The following is an 18,548-nucleotide window of genomic DNA, read 5'->3' as shown; positions in this document are numbered from 1 at the left end:
TCCGGCATGCGACAGCGTGCCGTCCGACATTCAGGATGTCGTGAAAGTTATCAATACGGCCTTTCGGGGGGATGCTCCCGTGGCGGACATTTACTGTCCATTTGAACGAACTGATGTGACATGCGATCTCCGGACGGACGTGCTAGACGTTGTCGGCATGGTGAACGTCGCATTCAGAGGCGGGGATCCAGAAGCAGAATTTTGTCTTGGATGCCAGCAATAGCGAAAGCAGAGGCACGTCAATGCGATCAACTGATAGTTGGAGGAGATTCACACAAGTTGTGTATACAGGGACTGTCATGTGCCTCTGCATGTGCATCGGCGAGATCAAGATCGCTGACGCCAACGAGCCGGAGGGACCCGAACAATGCGGAGTCGGGAAGAGTCGGATAGTCAGATCCATATATTCGAATGTCTTGTTACTCCCGGATTTTCCGGGAGATCAAAGCGAGCTGTCGGTGGCAATCGATCCCTCGGATGTTGGACGTGTCTTGGTCGGATCAAACCGGAACAATGGAGAATCCCCTCATGAAGGTCGGAGGCAGTCAGTGTTCTTCACGCGTGATTCGGGGTATAGTTGGGATGGTCACACAGTATTGCCGACAGTGTCCTGCACTTCGACGGATCCCTCTGTCGCGTGGGATGCGGCGGGGATTGCGTACTTCTGCTATCAGGGATGTGACCCTCCAGTCTATGGTTCGGGCACGCATCTGTTCTTGGCTACCTCTGAGGACGGCGGAGAGACGTGGTCACGTTCTCTCGTCCGGGGGAAGTATGACCCGGCTGGTCAAGCCAATATCGACAAGCCGCACATGGCGATTGATACGAACTCATCAAGCGCATACGAAGGCTACATTTACATTGCTTGGTTCGGTAGTCCCGGAGCATCTGGAAATGAGATTATGTTCAAGAGGTCACGTACTGGAGGTGCCGATTTCGACGAAGAACATGATATCAGCGAAGGAATTGCTGAATACTACAACATCGGCGTGAATCTAGCTGTAGCTCCGAATGGTCTTATCTACGCGAGCTGGGCGATTCACGACCTTCCTGTTTATGAATACGATGAGGATGCGATTGGGTTTAATCGGTCACGAGACGGCGGGAACAGTTTCGATGGGGCATCGAGGATTATCGAGATTCCTGAAGGAATGAACTGGGGTTCAAACTATCCGACGACGATTGAGCCCAAGAAGATGCGGGTAAACAGCTGCCCGTCAATGGCGGTGGATGGCCGAGGAGGAGGATCTGGAACCATCTACATGGTTTGGCCGGATATGCGAAACGGAAACGCAGACGTCTTCTTGTCGCGTTCCAATGACTAAGGGGACACGTGGACTGCCCCAGCGCGAGTTACAAATGACATCGTCAGTAATGGCAAGGATCAGTGGTCACCATGGGTCTGCGTGACGGATAGCGGCATCATCTACATTGTCTACTTTGACTCCAGAAACTCTGACAGCGACAGCCTCGCGGAAGTGTGGGTATCGCGATCTGCAGATAGCGGAAAGACATTTGTCGATTTCAGAGTGGGCGAAACCAGTTTCCACCCCTGTCTGATCGATCAAGCGGGCAATTACTGGAGTGACTACATTGGCATCGCGGCTTCGGCGGACTACGTTTACCCTGTGTGGATGGACAATCGTGAGGAGCCGGAGGGCTGGTCCCGGGGGCACTACCAGGCGTACACTGCCCCGATTCCTCTGAAAGAGACATTTGGAACCCTCTCGGGAGACAGCCAATGGAAGGTGAGCGTGTTGGCCAGCGGGGACATAACCATTCCTGCTCAGTCGAAGTTAACGATTTACCCTAATACAAGAGTCATTGCAAAAGGAATGCAGGATCGCCTGGCTGCGGGAGTTGATCAGGGTCGAGTGGAGATCGTCGTATATGGGGAATTGGAGATCTTGGGAGGCGAGGATTCCCGGCCGGTGTTTCTGAGTGACTCCGCGCAATCTGGGAGCTGGTACGGGATTAGAGTGATGAACGGGGGCAGGGTCCTTTCCTCGGCAGGTGCGGTCATTTCGGACGCTTGGATTGGTCTCACGATCGACACTCTGCTTACGTCCGACACTCTGCAAGGGTTTGCGATCTCGAATTGTGACATCGCTGGAATCATCACGCGGAGTGATAGCGTACGATTCCTCAACGACACGATTTCAGATGTCCCAGGCGGCTACGGTCTTATGCTCGATCACTCGGACCCCTGCGTTGAAGGAGCACAAATCTCAGATTGTCAGTACGGCATTTACGCGGTTGCTTCGAACGCGAGTATTCGGGGCAGTCGAATTGTTGGGCCGGGTATGTATGGAATCTATAGCGTACAAGACGTCGAGTTCCCGGGCGATTACGATACACTGCGCGTAACAAATGTCACTGACTCAGGCTATTTCACTTCCGCGAGTATGTACGCAGCCTACAAGGCGCATTGCGTAGTCGACAGTTGCCGCTTTATCACCGACACTCTGTTGGGCGTTAGAACTCCGTACGGAATTAAGGTCGGCCAAAGCGTGAACCTCAAACTGAGGCGATCTCTGCTCAGGGACTTTGGAACTGCGTGCTTCTACTCGTATAAGAGTAAAGCCAATCTAGGCAAGAGGAAAGAGAACAACGGAGGATCGGCAGATCCTGGTGGCAGCTCGATTCACACGGTGCCGTACTGGATCTACGACGAGGAAATCGGATGGTTCTCTGTCGAGCCAAAGCGGGCATCGCACACAGGAAACACCTCAACGGACACGATCCGTGCGGAGCATAATTGGTGGGGATCCACGAATCCGCCCGCCAATTGGTTTACGGTTCTTGTGGACCGCACCCCCTTTGACACGATCAATCCCGGACTCGGGAAACTCGGCACCGGTGCAACTGCTGAAGAGAGCCGCGCACTGCCACGCGACTTTGCTTTGGGACAAAACTACCCCAACCCATTCAATGGAGCGACGGTCATCGAATACGAGATCCACGAACCAGGGAAGGTTCGTTTGTCCGTATATAATGTACTTGGCCAGCTCGTGCGAATTCTCGTCGATGGAGCCGTCGAAATGGGCCGCCACCAGATAGAATGGAACGGCCGAAACTTCGACAACAACGAAGTCGCCTCCGGCGTCTATTTCTACCGACTCCAATCCGAGAAAGCCGTTGAGAGCAGGAAAATGGTCTTACTGCGATAGGAGAAGGCAATGCGTAAGAGTTCAGTTACGCTGGTACTGATCCCCGCCGCTTTGACTCTCGGAGTGCTGGCTGTTGGCAACCAAATCACACGAGCAGCAGAGATCTCGCTTCCTGTAACGGCAGGGGCGGTCATTTCTGATAGCACAGAGCACAGGATTCTCGTGAAGTTTGCTATTCCTGATTCACTGGCGGCGTACCGCGTTCTCCTTGCAGTATGCGAAGTAGAACTCTCATCTCTCGCTTGCGGCGGACGTTTACCATCATTCCAAGCAGCGCCTGTCACCAACGCTTGGAGTCCAAGCTCTGTCCGCTGGGAAGGAGACTGGAGTGCAGACGGGGGGGACTACGAACTTGCAGGATCTGCGGACGTCACCGTCGAGCACGATGGCAGCCCACGCGCATCATTCGCAATCACTGAATGGCTGCAGTCCACCTCCAAGGGCCGGAAAACAAACCACGGATTTATCTTGTACCCTACGGATGGTCGTGACTACGGATGCGAGGCCGTGGCTCTGACCGAAGGGTTCTCAGGGCGGGTTAGGGTTGTGTTCACTCGATAACGTTGACTCTGGGACAGTCGTGTATTCTTCTCGGACACTCCTACAAACGCGCAGGCGAAATCTTGGGTCACCAAATCCAAGGTGAAATGGCGTTTTCAGAGGGATTCACGCCGAATGAGCGCGACCTGAACGACGGCAAGTATCGCTGACGGAGGCGCACTCTTTCAGGATGGGCCGCATGTCCGCACACGCTCGCGCGTTACGCGGGCACATTTACGCTCTGCGTGTGCCCTTCGACCCTCTGCAATTGTCCGGAGTTTGATTTGGCGGTTAATGCTCCCCGGGCCGGACTCGAACCAGCGACATGGCGGTTAACAGCCGCCCGCTCTACCGACTGAGCTACCGGGGAGTGAAACGCTCAGGCCGCCCTACATAATGCTTTTTCGCCCCTGAATCAAGCCCGAAACCGGATGGTACCTCCGGGCGGGACGGCGCTTTCGCCGTTGCCTTTCCGCGGGATTCGGTGTACAAATTCCCTGCATGACAGCAACGGGAGGGGACATGAATTCGCGCAACTCCGGCGGCGGACTGCCGGTCTTGGCCATCGGGATCATCATCGCCGCGATCATCTTCGGTTGGTTTTTCAAAAGCGCCCGCGAGGCCCAGGACAGCGTGCGCGTGGTCGGGTCGGCGTCCAAACGGGTGGTCTCCGACATCGTCAAATGGCGCCTGTCGATCGCCCGGACCGCCACCGAGCAGGAAATTAGCGAGGGGTACCGTCGTATCCACGACGATGTCCAAAGCACGATCGCCCGGCTGAAGGCCGCTGGCATCACCGACGACGAAATCACCGTGCAGGCGATCAGCACCTACCCGATTTACAACCCCAACGGGCTCAGCACCGGACACAACATCAATCAGTCAATCCTGGTCATCTCGCCTAAGGTTGTCGACATCGAGAAACTGGCGGTCGATCCCAAAACAGTGGTCGGGGAAGGGGTGGTCCTGCAGAATTCCAACCTCGAGTACTTCCACTCCGACCTGGCGGCGATCAAGCGCGAGCTGCTCAAGGATGCGATGGTCGATGCCCGCGCCCGTGCCGATGTGCTCGCCGAAGCCGGAGGCGTCCGGATCACCAAATTGCTCAACTCGTCGGTCGGGGTCTTCCAGATCACCGAGCCGTTTTCGACCGAGGTGTCCGACTACGGCATGTACACCACCGGCACCAAGCAGAAGGACATCACCGTCACGGTGCGCGCGGCCTTCATGGTGGAATAATCACCCATGACCCGCAAGACGACCGGCGTTCGCACGCGCAACCTCTACAATCCCGGCGCGGACAAACCGTTCAAGCTGTCGCGGTCCAAGCTGGAACGGTTCATGGAATGTCCGCGCTGTTTCTACCTCGACCGCCGACTGGGCGTGGACCGTCCCGACCTGCCCTCGTTTTCGCTCAACCTCGCCGTCGACGAGCTGCTCAAGCGCGAATTCGACTACTACCGCGAGCGCGGCGAACCACATCCGCTCATGCGCGCGGCCGGTATCGACGCGATCCCCTTCCGCCATGAGTCGCTGGGCGTCTGGCGCGAGAACTTCAAGGGTGTGGAATACCACCATGCGCCAACCAACCTCGTCATCTCCGGCGCGGTCGATGACCTCTGGGTCGATCCAAGCGGGGCGCTCATCATCGTCGACTACAAGGCGACCAGCGTCAAGGACCCGATCCGCGCCGACTACAACTCGCGTCAGAGCTACAGACGGCAGCTGGAAATCTACCAGTGGCTTTTCCGTCAAAACGGCTTCGAGGTCTCCGACACCGCCTATTGGGTCTACGCCAACGGCCAGAAGGGACGCGAGGCATTCAACGCCCGCCTGGATTTTGAACTGACCTTTGTGCCCCACCAGGGCCAGACCGACTGGGTCGAGGATTGTATCCGCGCCGCCTGCGACTGCCTGCGCGCCGACACTATTCCGGACGCGGCCGGGGAGTGCGAATTCTGCCTCTACCGCGCGGCGGCGCGTGTGCGCGAAAGCAATTAACGCAGCAGATTGATGATGAAGCGGATCAACGGGTAGACAAAGATCAGAAGCAGCACGATCGCCACCCAGCCGCGCCAGTTTCGTCCCCGCGCAATCGTCGGAAACTCATACCCGCAGATCACGCAACGCTCCTCGTCGTCGGGGACCATCGAGGCGCAGGAGGGACATTCGCGCTGGCCGGACATGGCGGGCTCAGAGGTGATCGAGGGTGCCGTCGGCGACATCGGCGGCGTCGTCCTTCTGCGCTTCCGGCACCCACACCACGATCTTCGGGGTGGCGCCGGTGCCCATGCCGGTGGCGGAGCCGAACATCTCGTCGGATTTGATGATCGCGGGGATGCCCTCGTGGGCGAGCGCCTCGACGATCATCTCGGCGTGCACGCGCGTGGGGTAAGTGCGAAACGGCACGAACTTCCCGTCGCCAGCTTCGTCCTCGTCCAGATCGGGATCATAGAGGTCATCCACCAACGGCACGCCGCAATCGATGCATTCGACGCGGCCGTCGGGGTACTCGGCCTGGCAATTCGGACACACTGGCATGGCGCCTCCCGGATCTGGGTTCCTGCCCCCCTCGGGCGAGACCGGCATTTCCTATGGCGAAGTAACTTTTCCGGGGGCGCCGAAGTCAAGCGGATGCGCGTGGCCCGTCCGCGACCGATCCGGCCCGCCTACTTTTCCCCCAGCGCTCGGTGGACATGCCCGCGCGCCGTTTTTAACCGACGGTCGGCCTCACGGGTGGTGATCCCCAGCTTGGCCATCACGATCGCGCGCTTGACCGATCCATCGGCGGCGCGCAACATCTCCTCGGCGTCGTCGTAGGAGAGCCCCGCGACGATGGTCAGAATCCGTTTGGAGCGCTCGAGCAGTTTCGCCGAAGTGGCGCGCAGATCGACCATCCAGTTCTGGTAGGTCTTGCCCATTTGCACCATGGCGGCGGTGGTGATCATGTTGAGCACGAGTTTCTGCGCGGTGCCGGCTTTCATCCGGGTCGAGCCCGCGACCACTTCGGGACCGACCACCACCGGGATGATCACATCGGCGCCTTCGATGCGCGTTTCGATCGGACGCGGATTGGCGACCAGGAAGATTGTTCTGGCGCCGCGGCGGCGCGCTTCGGCCAATGCGCCCAGCGTGTAAGGGGTGCGCCGCGAGGCGGCGATCGCGATCAGGCAGTCTTTCTTGCCGACACGCGCCTTGCGAATAGCCGCGGCGCCGTCTTCGGCGCGATCCTCGACTCCCTCTTTCGAGCGGATCAAGGTCGGATAGCCGCCGGCGATCAATCCGACCGCCAGACGATGGTCCAGCCCGAAGGTCGGCGGCAATTCAGAGGCATCAAGCACACCCAAACGCCCCGATGTCCCGGCGCCGGCGTAGAAGAGCCGTCCGCCCCCGGACCAGGTGGCGATCACCAGGCGTGTGGCACGTTCGATATGCGGCAGACAACGACGCACCGCGGCCGGCACCGTGACATCGGCATCGTTGATTCGCCGCAGCACCCGGCGCAAGGGCTCGCGGTCCAGACGGCGGTATCGCCGATCCTGCGCTTCGGTGGTCAGTCCGCCCAGTTGATCGAACAGGCGACGGTCCCTGGTTTTCCTCATCGGTCCTCAAGCAACAGTTCGAGTTCATCGAGCACACGCCGGTTGATCAGGTTGGCGTTGCCGCCGGCGCGGTTGTTGGCGACATGGATCACCGGCAACCCGATGGAAAGCCCCTCACGGATCAGGAAGGCGGCATCGCGATACATCGAGGGAATCTCGTCGCGCAATTCCGCGAAGGGGTGATAACGCGCGTACGATTCCTCATAGGCCACCCTCAGGGGCGTAAGCAGTCGGATGATCACCGACGAGCCGGTGAACCCGCCGGCCTGCTCCCACTGGCGCTTCAAATCGGGCAGCCAGGTCCAGTGCGAAAAGACATTGCCGATGCCGTATTCGTGCAGGAAGACGAAGTAGTCTTCCGTCTTCAGGCGGTCGGTGCGCTCCTCGATGTGGTAACGGGGATCGCGCGGGATGGCCTCGAAAAACTCCCGCAGGGACTCGATGTTCTTCTCCGGCGGCGGGCAGGAATCCTTGCGCTGGTAGGCCTTCTCAAATGAGAACGCGGCGATCCGGTTGCCGAGGATTTCTGTGGCTGGGCGATAGAACCGTTTCGTAAACGCGTCGGGATCGAGATAGGTGTCGTTGGCCATGGCGGTGCGTTTGCCGCCGGCGAAGTTCCATCGCGTGGTGGCGCAAATTCCCTCGGGGACTTTCAAGACAACCATGCCGTCGTCAGGGATGTATTTCGCATACTCCGCCAGCGGCGCCCAATTGCGGCTGGGGTTCCCCTCACGGTCCAGCAGGAAGTCGTAGAAGGTAAAGTCAATTTCCAGCGCGCCGTAATGCGCGAAATACTCGCTCACCGACCGGACTGGCAGCTTCTCTTCGACGAATGCCTCGCCTTTGATCTGTTTGCGCGACTTGGTGATCTTGTACCCCTGATCGGCCGAGTAGATCTGCCCCACCCAGGAGGCATAGCGGTCGCTGGCGGTGGCAAAGTGCACCCCTTTGGGGACATGGCGAAAGTCGAATGAGATCGTCCCGGCCATGGCATCAGAGCCCGAGCGCACCGGCAATCTGCGCCATCGCGTCGCGCACGAAGGCGATGTGCTCATCCAGCGGCACACCCAGCTCCTCGGCGCCGCGGATGATGTCCTCGCGCGAGACCTGCGCGGCAAACGATTTCTGCTTCAGCTTCTTGCGCACCGACTCAACCTCGACCGTGGCAATCTTACGATCGGGACGCACATAGGCGCAGGCGGTGAGGAAGCCACAGAGTTCATCGACGGCAAAAAGCGTCTTGTCGCGCCGGCTGGTGCGCGGCACGCCGGTGTAATCGGCGTGGGAGAGGATGGTGGTGATCCAATCCTCGGCCACACCCCGCGCCCGCAGAATCTCGGCGCCGCGGAAGGGGTGATCGTCGCGGGTTGGGTATTTCTCGTAATCGAAATCGTGCAACAATCCGATGATTCCCCAGGTCTCCTCGTCTTCGCCGAACTTGCGGGCGTAGGCGCGCATCGCCGCCTCGACCGCCAGCATGTGCTTGATGAGGGAGGGGTTCTGCGTGTGCTCGCCCAACAGGGCCCAGGCCTCGTCACGTGTCATGCCAAGTAAACAAATTCAATCGCGATCAATCTTCCAGCGCTTTGGGATGCCTGTTTAACTTTGCCTCGGGCATGTCGTTCCTTCGTCTTGGCCGCGGGGTGGAGTCCGCCACGGTGGAGTCGCTCGTCGGGCTCGCCCGCCTCATTCTGATTCCAGTAAAATTCGGCACCGAGTGGCGCTTGACTTCGGCGCACTGGCGTGGTTTCTTGATCGTTGGCCGCGGGGTGGAGCAGTCTGGTAGCTCGTCGGGCTCATAACCCGAAGGTCGCAGGTTCAAATCCTGCCCCCGCTACCAATTCCAGGACATCGCCTGCATGTTCACGGTTTACGTCATCCGTGACGCCTCGGGGCGTCGCTACGTTGGCCAGACGGAAGACTTGGCGCACCGACTCGAGCAGCACAACTCCGGCGAGAGCTTCTGGACGAAGCGTGGGTTCAACTGGCGCGTCGTTTACACGGAGGAATACCCAACTCGAGAACAGGCGATGACCCGCGAACAATGGCTGAAAACAGGAGTCGGTCGGCAGTTTCTTGATCGCACCCTGGGTTTGTTGGGCTCATAATCCGCCGCGGCGGATCGCAGATTCAAATCCTGCCCCCGCTACCAATTCCAGGACATCGACCTGCATGTTCACGGTTTACGTCATCCGTGACGCCTCGGGGCGTCGCTACGTTGGCTATACGGACCAGTTGGAGCACCCACTGGAGAGTGCGTGGCCGCCGCGCGCGTCGCTCGAGATCGCTGAAGGTCGCTGACCGCGGTGACGCCGTTTGTCCCGAACGGAGCCGAAGGAAGCGTCACAAACTCTGCTCCGATTTGCATCTTCGTCAACGATTGCTGCTGACCGAGTGTCGCGAGCATCCGCGATACCCCGGCTAATCGTTGCGCCATACCACACCCGACCGCTACGCGCACGCTTGCGCGCTGCAGCGCTTCCGTCGAGCCGCTACCTGGTTGGCCGGCCGATCGGCGTGGCTTCCTCGACCTCGACGAGCGCGCCGCTGCGGACATCGTAGATGTAGCCGTGGATCGCGATCGTCGGCGGCACCAACGGGTGGCGCCGAATACGCGCGACATCCTCCACCACACTCTCGCGCTGGTTGCGGATCGTCAGCCACTTGATGAATCGTCCATCAGGCGCTCCCGGCCCCTTGCCGGTGTCGACCCAGCCGCCGCCATTGATCGTCGCCGTCTCCAGGCTCCGGGCCAGCAGGTCGGCGATGACATCGTCGGTGAAGGTCTCCATCCCGCAGTCGGAGTGATGGATCACAAACCACTCCCGTGTGCCCAGCAGTTTGTAGGAGATGACCAGCGAACGGATGGCGTCGTCGCTGGCACGTCCGCCGGCGTTGCGGATGACATGGGCATCCCCCTCCGCCAGCCCGGCGAACTTGGCCGGATCGAGACGCGCGTCCATGCAGGTCAGAACCGCAAACCGCCGCGCCGGCGGCATGGGCAGATCGCGCTTGCTGCCGAATGTCTCTTGGTAGGCCCGGTTGGCCGCCACCACTTCCTGTACGATGGTGCTCATGACTCCTCCGTGGGGAGTATGGGTGAAACGTAAAACGGGCCCTTCCATGCGGAAGGGCCCGTCGGGAATTGACGTTGCCGGGGTGCGTCAGGTCAGCCGGGACACACCATCACTCCTCCGCACGGAACAACCGCGCACCGGACAACAACAACAACCGGCGGATCCGAAGACGGAGACTCGACGATGGTAGACGGCGGGTGACATGCGACGACCGTGCGCTTGCGCGCACTGGGCAAAAGATAGCAAAACGGTCCGGTTTGTCAAGTGGGATTGGGGCAGCGCCAGCGGCGCGAGGGGAACGCGGCGCTATCGCCAATGCGGCCAATCCCGATGGCCCGCAACTTCGCAGCGTTCTGGCCCCATTGTCCATCGGCCATCCGATCATGGTGCGCGATGCGTTGTGTTTCACTTGCCTGCATCGCGCAGTTGATCCATGAGTATCGCCACATCGGCACGGTCGCCGTTGTTGCGCATTCGGTGAGCGAACCGGAGGTACCCTTGCCGGTCGACAACAAAGTCGCCGCCGAGTTGAAACATATCCGGCGCCAAACCGAGGAATCGCTCGCCGCGCAAAAGCAGCTTGAGGTAGCGCCAATTCAGCGAAGGCGACAACATCGCTCCCCCCAGACCGGTCCGCCCCAGCCCCCAGGCCGCATACGCCTTCTTCTCCGCGTCCAAAAGCAGGGGATAGGGGAGGGTCAGGTGGTGCAACATCTTGGCCTGAAGCAGACTGGGCCGGTCGTAGGCCACCAGCACCACCGCCGCCCCGAGACTGTCGATTTCCGCTTTGCGTTCAATCACCTGGACCAGGTGAGTCCGGCAGAATGGTCACGCCGCATGGCTCAGGAACGAGACCAGGACGGGCCTGCCACGCATGTCCGAAAGCGAGACATGCTGGCCATCATCCGTGGCCAATTCCAGTTTCGGCGCCGGTTGTCCCACTCCGCTCATATCGCGCTCCGTCATCCATTGCCGCGGTGGGATAAAGCAGAGTAACGGACTCCGGTTTGTCAAGTGGGATTGCGGCTGCGCCGCGTCCCCCGTCACTGCGGACCCGCCGGGTGCCCCACAGCTTTGTCCGCCTCTGGCGGACTTGCTGTGGGTAAGTCTCATTCGCGCAATCAGAGTGGAATTGGGTCCACTGTCAACGGGACGTCTGTCGCCCCCCGATACGCATTATAACTCGACCATCTCCACTGTCCCGGATCAGCGACCAGCTCACGACGGACCGGGTTGTTGTGACAGTAGTTGATCTTTTCACGCGTCGTCTCGGGAGTACGGCAGTTGTGGTCGTGGCATCGCCTCTGCCAGAACACACGAGTCCCTCCGCGCGGTCCAATCCCGGTTCCCGCAAAGAACCGCCGCGCCGATCGCGCCTTGATCCCGCCGATTACCAGTCCCAGCTGCATGCCTTCCAGAGGCCAGAGAACGAGATGCACGTGCTCAGGCATAAAGACATAAGCCAGGAGCCGGTACCTGAAAATCATCCCTGCACGGTCGATCTCGTCGGCGAGGATGGGCATTGCTCGATCTTTGAGAAGATAGGGACGCCTCATGAAACAACTGAAGGTGACGAAGCGGGCTGTGCCCAAGTCGTCATAATGGCGCAAACGGGTCACAATTTAATGTAGTCAGTGTGAGTCACCCACAGCAAGTCCGCCAGAGGCGGACAAAGCTGTGGGGCACCCGGGCAACAAATCGTAGGGGTGCTCTCATGGACAACAAACGAGTTTACGGTGAGGAGTCCCCGGCCGTGCAGGCCCACTTAGGGATTACCCAGTCTGTCATCCAGCGAATGGCATCCAACAGTGCATCCTGCAAAGCATAGTGCATTACGGTTGTTGCGGGAATCCTTGTCATCGTCGCAGACAAAGGTAATCCGAACTACGCACTCATTGCCGGGGTTCCGACATTCCTCTTCCTGGCGCTGGACACGTACTACCTTGCGCTCGAACGGTGTTTCCGGGCGTCATACAACGCGTTCATCGAAAAACTGCACGAAGGGCAAGTGGCCGAGTCGGATCTCTACGCCGTGACACCGAAGGGGTCACTCGCGAAGACTTTTGGTGAATCGCTCCTTTCCTTCTCCATCTGGCCCTTCTATCTGACATTGGGCGTCATGATTTGGCTCGCCATGCGAATCGTCATCCCCTGAAGTTTGTCGCCTTGCTCTTCAAACTGCGACATCATCTCCTCGGCGGTTCCGCAAGTAGTTGTCGTTCAATGCACCTCTATTTGTGGCTTGCGTCATTCTGTCGTAATTGATACAATTTACGACATGACGTACCAGTACAAACGCGAGCCGCTGACCCAAGATGAGGCCAACCGTCTGGCCAATGCGTGCTCGACCCACGAGGAGCGCATGGTGGTCTGGACGCCGGGTGCCCCACAGCTTTGTCCGCCTCTGGCGGACTTGCTGTGGGTAACTCTCATCCGCGCAATCAAAGCGGCATCGGGGCCACTGTCAACGGGACGTCTGTCGCCCCCCGATACGCATTATAACTGGACCATCTCCACTGTCCCGGATCAGCGACCAGCTCACGACGGACCGGGTTGTTGTGACAGTAGTTGATCTTTTCACGCGTCGTCTCGGGAATACGGCAGTTGTGGTCGTGGCATCGCCTCTGTCAGAACACACGAGTCCCTCCGCGTGGTCCAATCCCGGTTCCCGCAAAGAACCGCCGCGCCGATCGCGCCTTGATCCCGCCGATTACCAGTCCCAGTTTCATGCCTTCCGGAGGCCAGAGAACGAGATGCACGTGCTCCGGCATAAAGACAAAAGCCAGGAGCCGGAAACGGAGTGTCATCCGCGCACGGTCGATCTCCGCGGCGAGGATGGGCATTGCTCGCTCTTTGAGAAGATAGGGACGCCTCATGAAACAACTGAAGGTGACGAAGCGGGCTGTGCCCAAGTCGTCATAGTGGCGCAAACGGGTCACGATTTAAAGTAGTCAGTGTGAGTCACCCACAGCAAGTCCGCCAGAGGCGGACAAAGCTGTGGGGCACCCGGGCGGATGCTGAACATCTCACGTGGCAGACCGATTCCGTTTTGCCGCTCTCTTCACTGAGGTTGACATCGAGGCGAAGGAACCCATATTGACTAAAGTCCGGTTGTGAACGCTCACTTTCGAGCCGCAGCGGCCGATGGCATGCAACTAATGCTCTTCAATGATAGTGAGAGCAATTTGTTAGGAGGCGATCATGAACGCAGCAGAGCTATTCAGCAGTTTCGGCGCCACATCTTTCAAACTCCCCGGGCAGCTCGACGCAAGTACCCCGAGCGATTTTGCGAGAGGGTTTCATGACCTTTTTTCATGTACTGAGGCAAAAGATGCGATCAGCGTCGTCTACGTCTGGGTAACAAGGAATCCTATTCCTCGCCTAAGGGATAGCAGCGACGTCGTCTACATTGGCAACACGACCCAGAGTCTACAACAACGCCACGCGCGATTTGCTGAAGTGGAGAGTGGCGCTGGAAACTGGGAGAGGTATGAGCACATCATGAAGACATTTGGTCCGATCACCGTGAACTTCATAAGGAGTGACGATCCAAGAGAGGCGGAGAAGCGCCTGCTTGATTTGTACTTTGATGCCCACCTTGAAATGCCGCCACTGAACAGGGCGCATTAGTAACCATCTCGTGAGGTGGCCGTGGTAGTTTGTGGTGACTCATCCGTCACCCTCGCCATGTACACTGAGTGAAACATATCGCAGACACCCTTTGTGGGTGGCCGCCCCTCCCCGTCGCTCGGGCTCATTCACGGTCTCTGACCGCGATGACGCGCTCCCTCACAACCCCCGTTCCGATTCTCGACTCCCCACCGGCCGAGCTCTGGCGCTTCAGCCAGATTCTCCCCCCAATCCCAATGGCATCCCGCCGCCAATAATCCCATATTTGGCAGGAACTTGGCGGGAGGGGCTCAGGTTAAACCGGGATAGTCTTATGAAGCTTCGCGTTGCATCTTACTCAGGTCTCATTCTTGCCTCGCTGCTGGCCTTTGCTGGCGGCGGTTGCGGCGAAGGCGCTTCGAAGCAGACCGGCGCGGGGGGCGGCGCCGGAACGGCGGTCCCCGTTGAAGTTATGGTGCTCCAGCCCGAGCCGTTGGCCCACACCATCAACACCACCGGCACGCTTTTGGCCAATGAGGAAGTCGAACTCCGACCCGAAATCGCCGGACGCATCATCGGCGTACATTTCCAGGAAGGGGGCCGTGTCGCCAAAGGCGCCCTGCTGCTGAAAATCAACGACAGCGACTACAAGGCCCAGTTGCAGCGCAAGGAATCCGAGGAAAAACTGGCCGCCAGCGACGAGGCCCGTAAACGCGCCCTCTTCGAATCCAAGGCGATCAGCCAGGAAGACTACGACAAGAGTCTCAACGCACTGCGCATCGTCCAGGCCGACAAGGCGGTGATCGAGTCGCAGATCGCCAAGACCGAGATCCGCGCGCCCTTCGACGGCGTCATCGGTCTGCGCCATGTCAGCGAGGGCGGCTATGTCTCGCCCAACATGCTGGCGGCGACGATGCAGGACATCGACCCGATGAAGGTCGAATTCTCCGTGCCGGAAAAGTACGTGCACAAACTGCGCGACGGCCTCGAAATCAGCGTGCGCGTGGGGGAGTCGGACACCGAACATCGCGGCGTGATCTACGCGGTCGAATCGAAGATCGATCCGGGCACGCGCACGATCAAGGCCCGCGCCCGTATCCCCAATCCTGACGGCCAACTGATCCCCGGCTCGTTTGCCCGCATCGATATCACCTTGGAGCAGATTCCCGACGCCATCGTCATCCCGACCGGCGCGGTCATTCCCGAGCTGGCCGGGGCCAAGGTGTATGTCTGCGAGAACGGCGCCGCGCGGTCGGTCCCGGTCCAGACCGGCATCCGCACCGATCGCAGCATCCAGATCACCCAGGGGCTCTCCCCCAACGACACCTTGATCGTCACCGGTCTTCTGCAACTGTCCGAAGGACGCAAAGTCGCCATCCGCCAACGCCAGGCCAGCTAGCCGCCGATGAACCTGTCTGCCATCAGCATCCGCCGTCCGGTGTTGGCGATCGTCATGTCGATCGTGATCGTGCTCTTCGGCGGGATCGGCTACTTCTTCCTCGGCGTGCGCGAGTACCCCAGCGTCGATCCGCCGGTGGTCACGGTCACGACCAATTACACCGGGGCGAACGCCGACGTCATCGAGTCGCAGATCACCGAGCCGTTGGAGGAATCGATCAACGGCATCGCCGGGATCCGTTCGCTCACCTCGACGTCCAGCGACGGCCGCAGCAACATCACCGTCGAATTCGAGCTGGGTGTCGACATGGAAGCGGCGGCCAACGATGTCCGTGACCGCGTCTCGCGCGCCATCCGCAATCTGCCGCCGGATGTCGATGCGCCGGTCATCGCGAAGGCCGACGCCGACGCCTCCAACATCGTCTCGATGACCATCCAGAGCGACCGGCGCTCGCTACTGGAGCTGTCCGCCTTCGCCAACGACATCTTCAAGGAGCGGCTGCAGACCATTCCGGGTGTGAGCGAAATCCGCATCTGGGGCGAGAAGAAGTACGCGATGAAGCTGCTCATCGACCCGGCGCGTCTGGCGGCGCACAACCTGACCCCCCTGGATGTCCGCACCGCGCTCAATCGCGAAAATGTCGAGCTGCCGTCGGGGCGGATCGAAGGATACGGCACCGAGCTTTCCATCCGCACCTTCGGGCGGCTGAGCACGCCGGAAGAGTTCAACGATCTGATCATCAAGGAGACCGCCGGCTCGGTGGTGCGCTTGCGCGATGTCGGCGAGGCGGTGCTGGCGCCGGAGAACGAGCGCACGCTCCTGCGCGGCAACGGCGGCGTCCCGATGGTGGCGGTGGCCATCACCCCCCAGCCCGGCTCGAACCATGTCGCCATCGCCGATGAGTTCTACCGTCGCGTCGAGCAGATCAAAAAGGACATGCCCGAGGACCTGCGCTACCAGATCGCGCTGGACACCACGGTCAACATCCGCAAGGCGATCACCGAGGTGCTGGAGACCATCCTGCTGGCGTTCCTGCTGGTGGTGCTGGTCATCTTCGCCTTCCTGCGCCACTGGCGCACCACCGTGATCCCGATGCTGGCGATCCCGATCTCGCTGATTGGCACCTTCTTCATCATGTACGTCGCCGGCTTCTCACTCAACATCCTGACGCTTCTGGGGATCGTGCTGTCCACCGGGATCGTGGTCGACGACGCCATCGTGGTGCTGGAAAACATCTACAGCAAAATTGAGCGGGGTGTGCCGCCGATGCAGGCGGGATTCGAAGGATCCAAGGAAATCTACTTCGCCATCATTTCGACGACGGTGACGCTGGCCGCGGTCTTCCTGCCGATCATTTTTCTGCAGGGGCTGACCGGCCGACTGTTCCGCGAGTTCGGCGTGGTGGTGGCCGGCGCCGTGCTCATTTCGGCGTTTGTCTCGCTCACGCTGACGGCAATGATGAGCGCGCGCCTCCTGCGCAAGTCGACCCATGAGAACAGGGTCTTCGAGTGGAGCGAGCGCCTGTTCGTCCGCATCAGCGAGGGCTACCGGCGCACGTTGCGCGCCTTCGTCGAACGGCGCTGGCTCGCGCCGGTGATCATGGTCGTCTCGATGGCGCTCATTATCGGCGTCAGTCTGGTCCTTCCCTCGGAGCTCGCCCCGTTGGAAGACAAAAGCCGGCTCGTCATCAACGCCACCGCGCCGGAGGGCACCGCCTACGAGGCCATGGCCGAGTACATGGGGCGGCTGATCGAAATGGTCGACACCATGCCCGAACGCCGGGTGATCGTGTGCGTCACCGCGCCCGGATTCGGAGCGACCGCCTCGGTGAACTCCGGATTCGTGCGCATCGATCTGGTTCCCCCCGATGAACGCGAACGTTCGCAGCAGCAGATCGCCGGCGCGCTATCGGCCCGGCTGCGCGAGTACAGCTTCGCGCGCACGTTCGTCACGCAGGAGCAGACGATCGGCGGCGGACGTGGACGCGGGCTGCCGGTGCAGTTTGTCATCCAGGCCCCGGACTTCGAACGGCTCAAGGCGGCGCTGCCGACGTTCATGGACCGCGCCGAGCAAAGCGACGCGTTCCAGACCGTCGACCTCGATCTCAAATTCAACAAGCCCGAGCTGACCATCGAGATCGACCGCGATCGGGCCCGCGCCATGGGCATCACGGTGCGCGACGTCGCCGAAACCCTGCAACTCTATTTCAGCGGCCAGCGCTACGGCTTTTTCATCATGAACGGCAAGCAGTACCAGGTCATTGCCCAGGCCAACCGCGTCAACCGCGATGAGCCGCTCGATCTCAGCTCCATTTATGTGCGCAACAACGCCGGCGAATTGATCCAACTCGACAACGTCGTCACGATGTCCTACCGCAGTACGCCCCCTCAGTTGTACCGCTATAACCGCTATGTCTCGGCGACCGTGTCGGCGGCCCCGGCCGAGGGATTCACGCTCGGTGACGCCATCGACGAAATGGATCGCATTGCCGACGAGGTCTTGGACGAAAGCTTTTCGACCAGCCTGGCCGGCACATCGAAGGAATACGCCGAAAGTTCCAACACCCTGCTTTTTGCCTTCGCGCTGGCGCTGGTGTTGGTCTACCTGATCCTGGCGGCGCAGTTCGAGAGCTTCCGCGATCCGCTCACGATCATGTTCACCGTGCCGCTGGCCTTGTGTGGAGCGATGCTCTCGCTGTGGCTCTTCGGGCAGACGCTCAACATCTTCAGCCAGATCGGCATCATCGCGCTGGTGGGCATCGTCACGAAAAACGGCATCCTGATTGTCGAGTTCGCCAACCAGCGGCGCGAGCAGGGACTCGCGATCAAGGAAGCGGTGATCGACGCCGCCAGCCAGCGGTTCCGTCCGATCCTGATGACCAGTCTGGCCACCGTCTTCGGCGCTATCCCCATCGCGCTGGCGATCGGCGCGGCCTCAAAGAGCCGTTCCCCGATGGGCATCGTCATCATCGGCGGGCTGATCTTCTCGCTGGGGTTGACGCTCTATGTGATTCCGGCGCTCTACACTTACATCGCCGCCTCGAAGCGCGAGGTCCACTCGGAACCTCAGCCGGCGCCGACCGAGTTCCCCCGCCGGCCGGTGGAGGCCTGAGGCAAGCGCCCCAGCGAAACTCGCAATCACCGGATTCTAT

Annotated in this window: 16 protein-coding genes, 2 tRNA genes and 1 pseudogene; 9 read left to right on the top strand and 10 right to left on the bottom strand. The window is 60.1% G+C overall.

Annotation, left to right across the window (positions count from 1 at the left end; genetic code table 11):
* The first annotated feature begins 548 nt into the window (after positions 1-548).
* Together VNN55_08620 and VNN55_08615 are read left to right on the top strand one after the other, a co-directional pair.
* Positions 549-1,325 (top strand): hypothetical protein, encoded by a 777-nt coding sequence (locus VNN55_08620; protein HWO57613.1) that lies wholly within the window; start codon positions 549-551, stop codon positions 1,323-1,325.
* Between the two features lie 81 nt (positions 1,326-1,406).
* Positions 1,407-3,170: a T9SS type A sorting domain-containing protein gene (locus VNN55_08615; protein ID HWO57612.1), complete on the top strand. Its 1,764-nt coding sequence runs from the start codon at positions 1,407-1,409 to the stop codon at positions 3,168-3,170.
* 837 nt (positions 3,171-4,007) lie between these two features.
* Here VNN55_08615 and VNN55_08610 read toward each other — a convergent pair.
* Positions 4,008-4,080, bottom strand: a tRNA-Asn gene (locus VNN55_08610).
* A gap of 152 nt (positions 4,081-4,232) precedes the next feature.
* Here VNN55_08610 and VNN55_08605 point away from each other — a divergent pair.
* Complete coding sequence (locus VNN55_08605; protein ID HWO57611.1) at positions 4,233-4,949, top strand: SIMPL domain-containing protein; 717 nt, start codon at positions 4,233-4,235, stop codon at positions 4,947-4,949.
* A gap of 6 nt (positions 4,950-4,955) precedes the next feature.
* The gene (locus VNN55_08600; protein HWO57610.1) at positions 4,956-5,711 is read left to right on the top strand and encodes a PD-(D/E)XK nuclease family protein; all 756 of its coding nucleotides are present in this window, start codon (positions 4,956-4,958) and stop codon (positions 5,709-5,711) included.
* Here the strand turns inward: VNN55_08600 and VNN55_08595 are convergent.
* The 5 genes from VNN55_08595 to VNN55_08575 all read right to left on the bottom strand — a co-directional run bounded on the left by VNN55_08595 (position 5,708) and on the right by VNN55_08575 (position 8,857).
* Positions 5,708-5,896 carry a zinc ribbon domain-containing protein gene (locus tag VNN55_08595; GenBank protein ID HWO57609.1) on the bottom strand — a complete coding sequence of 63 codons (189 nt, stop codon included), beginning with the start codon at positions 5,894-5,896 and terminating at the stop codon, positions 5,708-5,710. The two genes, VNN55_08600 and VNN55_08595, sit on opposite strands and share 4 nt — an antisense overlap.
* Positions 5,897-5,903: 7 nt before the next feature.
* Positions 5,904-6,251 (bottom strand): DUF2007 domain-containing protein, encoded by a 348-nt coding sequence (locus VNN55_08590; protein HWO57608.1) that lies wholly within the window; start codon positions 6,249-6,251, stop codon positions 5,904-5,906.
* 128 nt (positions 6,252-6,379) lie between these two features.
* Positions 6,380-7,312, bottom strand: coding sequence for an N-acetylmuramic acid 6-phosphate etherase (murQ, locus tag VNN55_08585; protein HWO57607.1), 933 nt, complete (start codon positions 7,310-7,312; stop codon positions 6,380-6,382).
* The gene (locus tag VNN55_08580; protein HWO57606.1) at positions 7,309-8,301 is read right to left on the bottom strand and encodes a DUF72 domain-containing protein; all 993 of its coding nucleotides are present in this window, start codon (positions 8,299-8,301) and stop codon (positions 7,309-7,311) included. The genes murQ and VNN55_08580 overlap by 4 nt, the downstream gene beginning before the upstream one ends.
* A 4-nt stretch (positions 8,302-8,305) precedes the next feature.
* The gene (locus VNN55_08575; GenBank protein ID HWO57605.1) at positions 8,306-8,857 is read right to left on the bottom strand and encodes an HDIG domain-containing protein; all 552 of its coding nucleotides are present in this window, start codon (positions 8,855-8,857) and stop codon (positions 8,306-8,308) included.
* A 218-nt stretch (positions 8,858-9,075) separates the two neighbouring features.
* On the opposite strand from VNN55_08575, the gene VNN55_08570 reads away from it, so the two are divergent.
* A tRNA-Met gene (locus tag VNN55_08570) sits at positions 9,076-9,152 on the top strand.
* 19 nt (positions 9,153-9,171) lie between these two features.
* Positions 9,172-9,420 (top strand): GIY-YIG nuclease family protein, encoded by a 249-nt coding sequence (locus VNN55_08565; GenBank protein HWO57604.1) that lies wholly within the window; start codon positions 9,172-9,174, stop codon positions 9,418-9,420.
* 384 nt (positions 9,421-9,804) lie between these two features.
* Here the strand turns inward: VNN55_08565 and VNN55_08560 are convergent, their stop codons facing one another.
* The 4 genes and pseudogenes from VNN55_08560 to VNN55_08545 form a co-directional block, all read right to left on the bottom strand.
* A complete protein-coding gene (locus VNN55_08560) occupies positions 9,805-10,389 on the bottom strand; it encodes a carbonic anhydrase (protein HWO57603.1) in 585 nt (194 codons plus the stop codon).
* Between the two features lie 405 nt (positions 10,390-10,794).
* Positions 10,795-11,205 (bottom strand): annotated as a pseudogene (locus VNN55_08555) (AhpC/TSA family protein).
* Between the two features lie 12 nt (positions 11,206-11,217).
* Positions 11,218-11,340: a redoxin domain-containing protein gene (locus VNN55_08550; protein ID HWO57602.1), complete on the bottom strand. Its 123-nt coding sequence runs from the start codon at positions 11,338-11,340 to the stop codon at positions 11,218-11,220.
* 1,676 nt (positions 11,341-13,016) lie between these two features.
* On the bottom strand, positions 13,017-13,265 hold the full coding sequence (locus tag VNN55_08545) for a transposase (protein HWO57601.1): 249 nt from the start codon (positions 13,263-13,265) through the stop codon (positions 13,017-13,019).
* A 325-nt stretch (positions 13,266-13,590) separates the two neighbouring features.
* On the opposite strand from VNN55_08545, the gene VNN55_08540 reads away from it, so the two are divergent.
* From VNN55_08540 to VNN55_08530, 3 genes are all read left to right on the top strand, one after another.
* Positions 13,591-14,019: a hypothetical protein gene (locus VNN55_08540; protein ID HWO57600.1), complete on the top strand. Its 429-nt coding sequence runs from the start codon at positions 13,591-13,593 to the stop codon at positions 14,017-14,019.
* Positions 14,020-14,332: 313 nt separating this feature from the next.
* Positions 14,333-15,397 carry an efflux RND transporter periplasmic adaptor subunit gene (locus VNN55_08535; protein ID HWO57599.1) on the top strand — a complete coding sequence of 355 codons (1,065 nt, stop codon included), beginning with the start codon at positions 14,333-14,335 and terminating at the stop codon, positions 15,395-15,397.
* 6 nt (positions 15,398-15,403) lie between these two features.
* Positions 15,404-18,508, top strand: coding sequence for an efflux RND transporter permease subunit (locus tag VNN55_08530; protein HWO57598.1), 3,105 nt, complete (start codon positions 15,404-15,406; stop codon positions 18,506-18,508).
* Positions 18,509-18,548 lie beyond the last annotated feature (40 nt).

The sequence above is a fragment of the bacterium genome, from assembly GCA_035559435.1.
Lineage (GTDB): Bacteria > Zixibacteria > MSB-5A5 > WJJR01 > WJJR01 > JACQFV01.
This window is presented reverse-complemented; position numbering and strand designations above follow the sequence as displayed.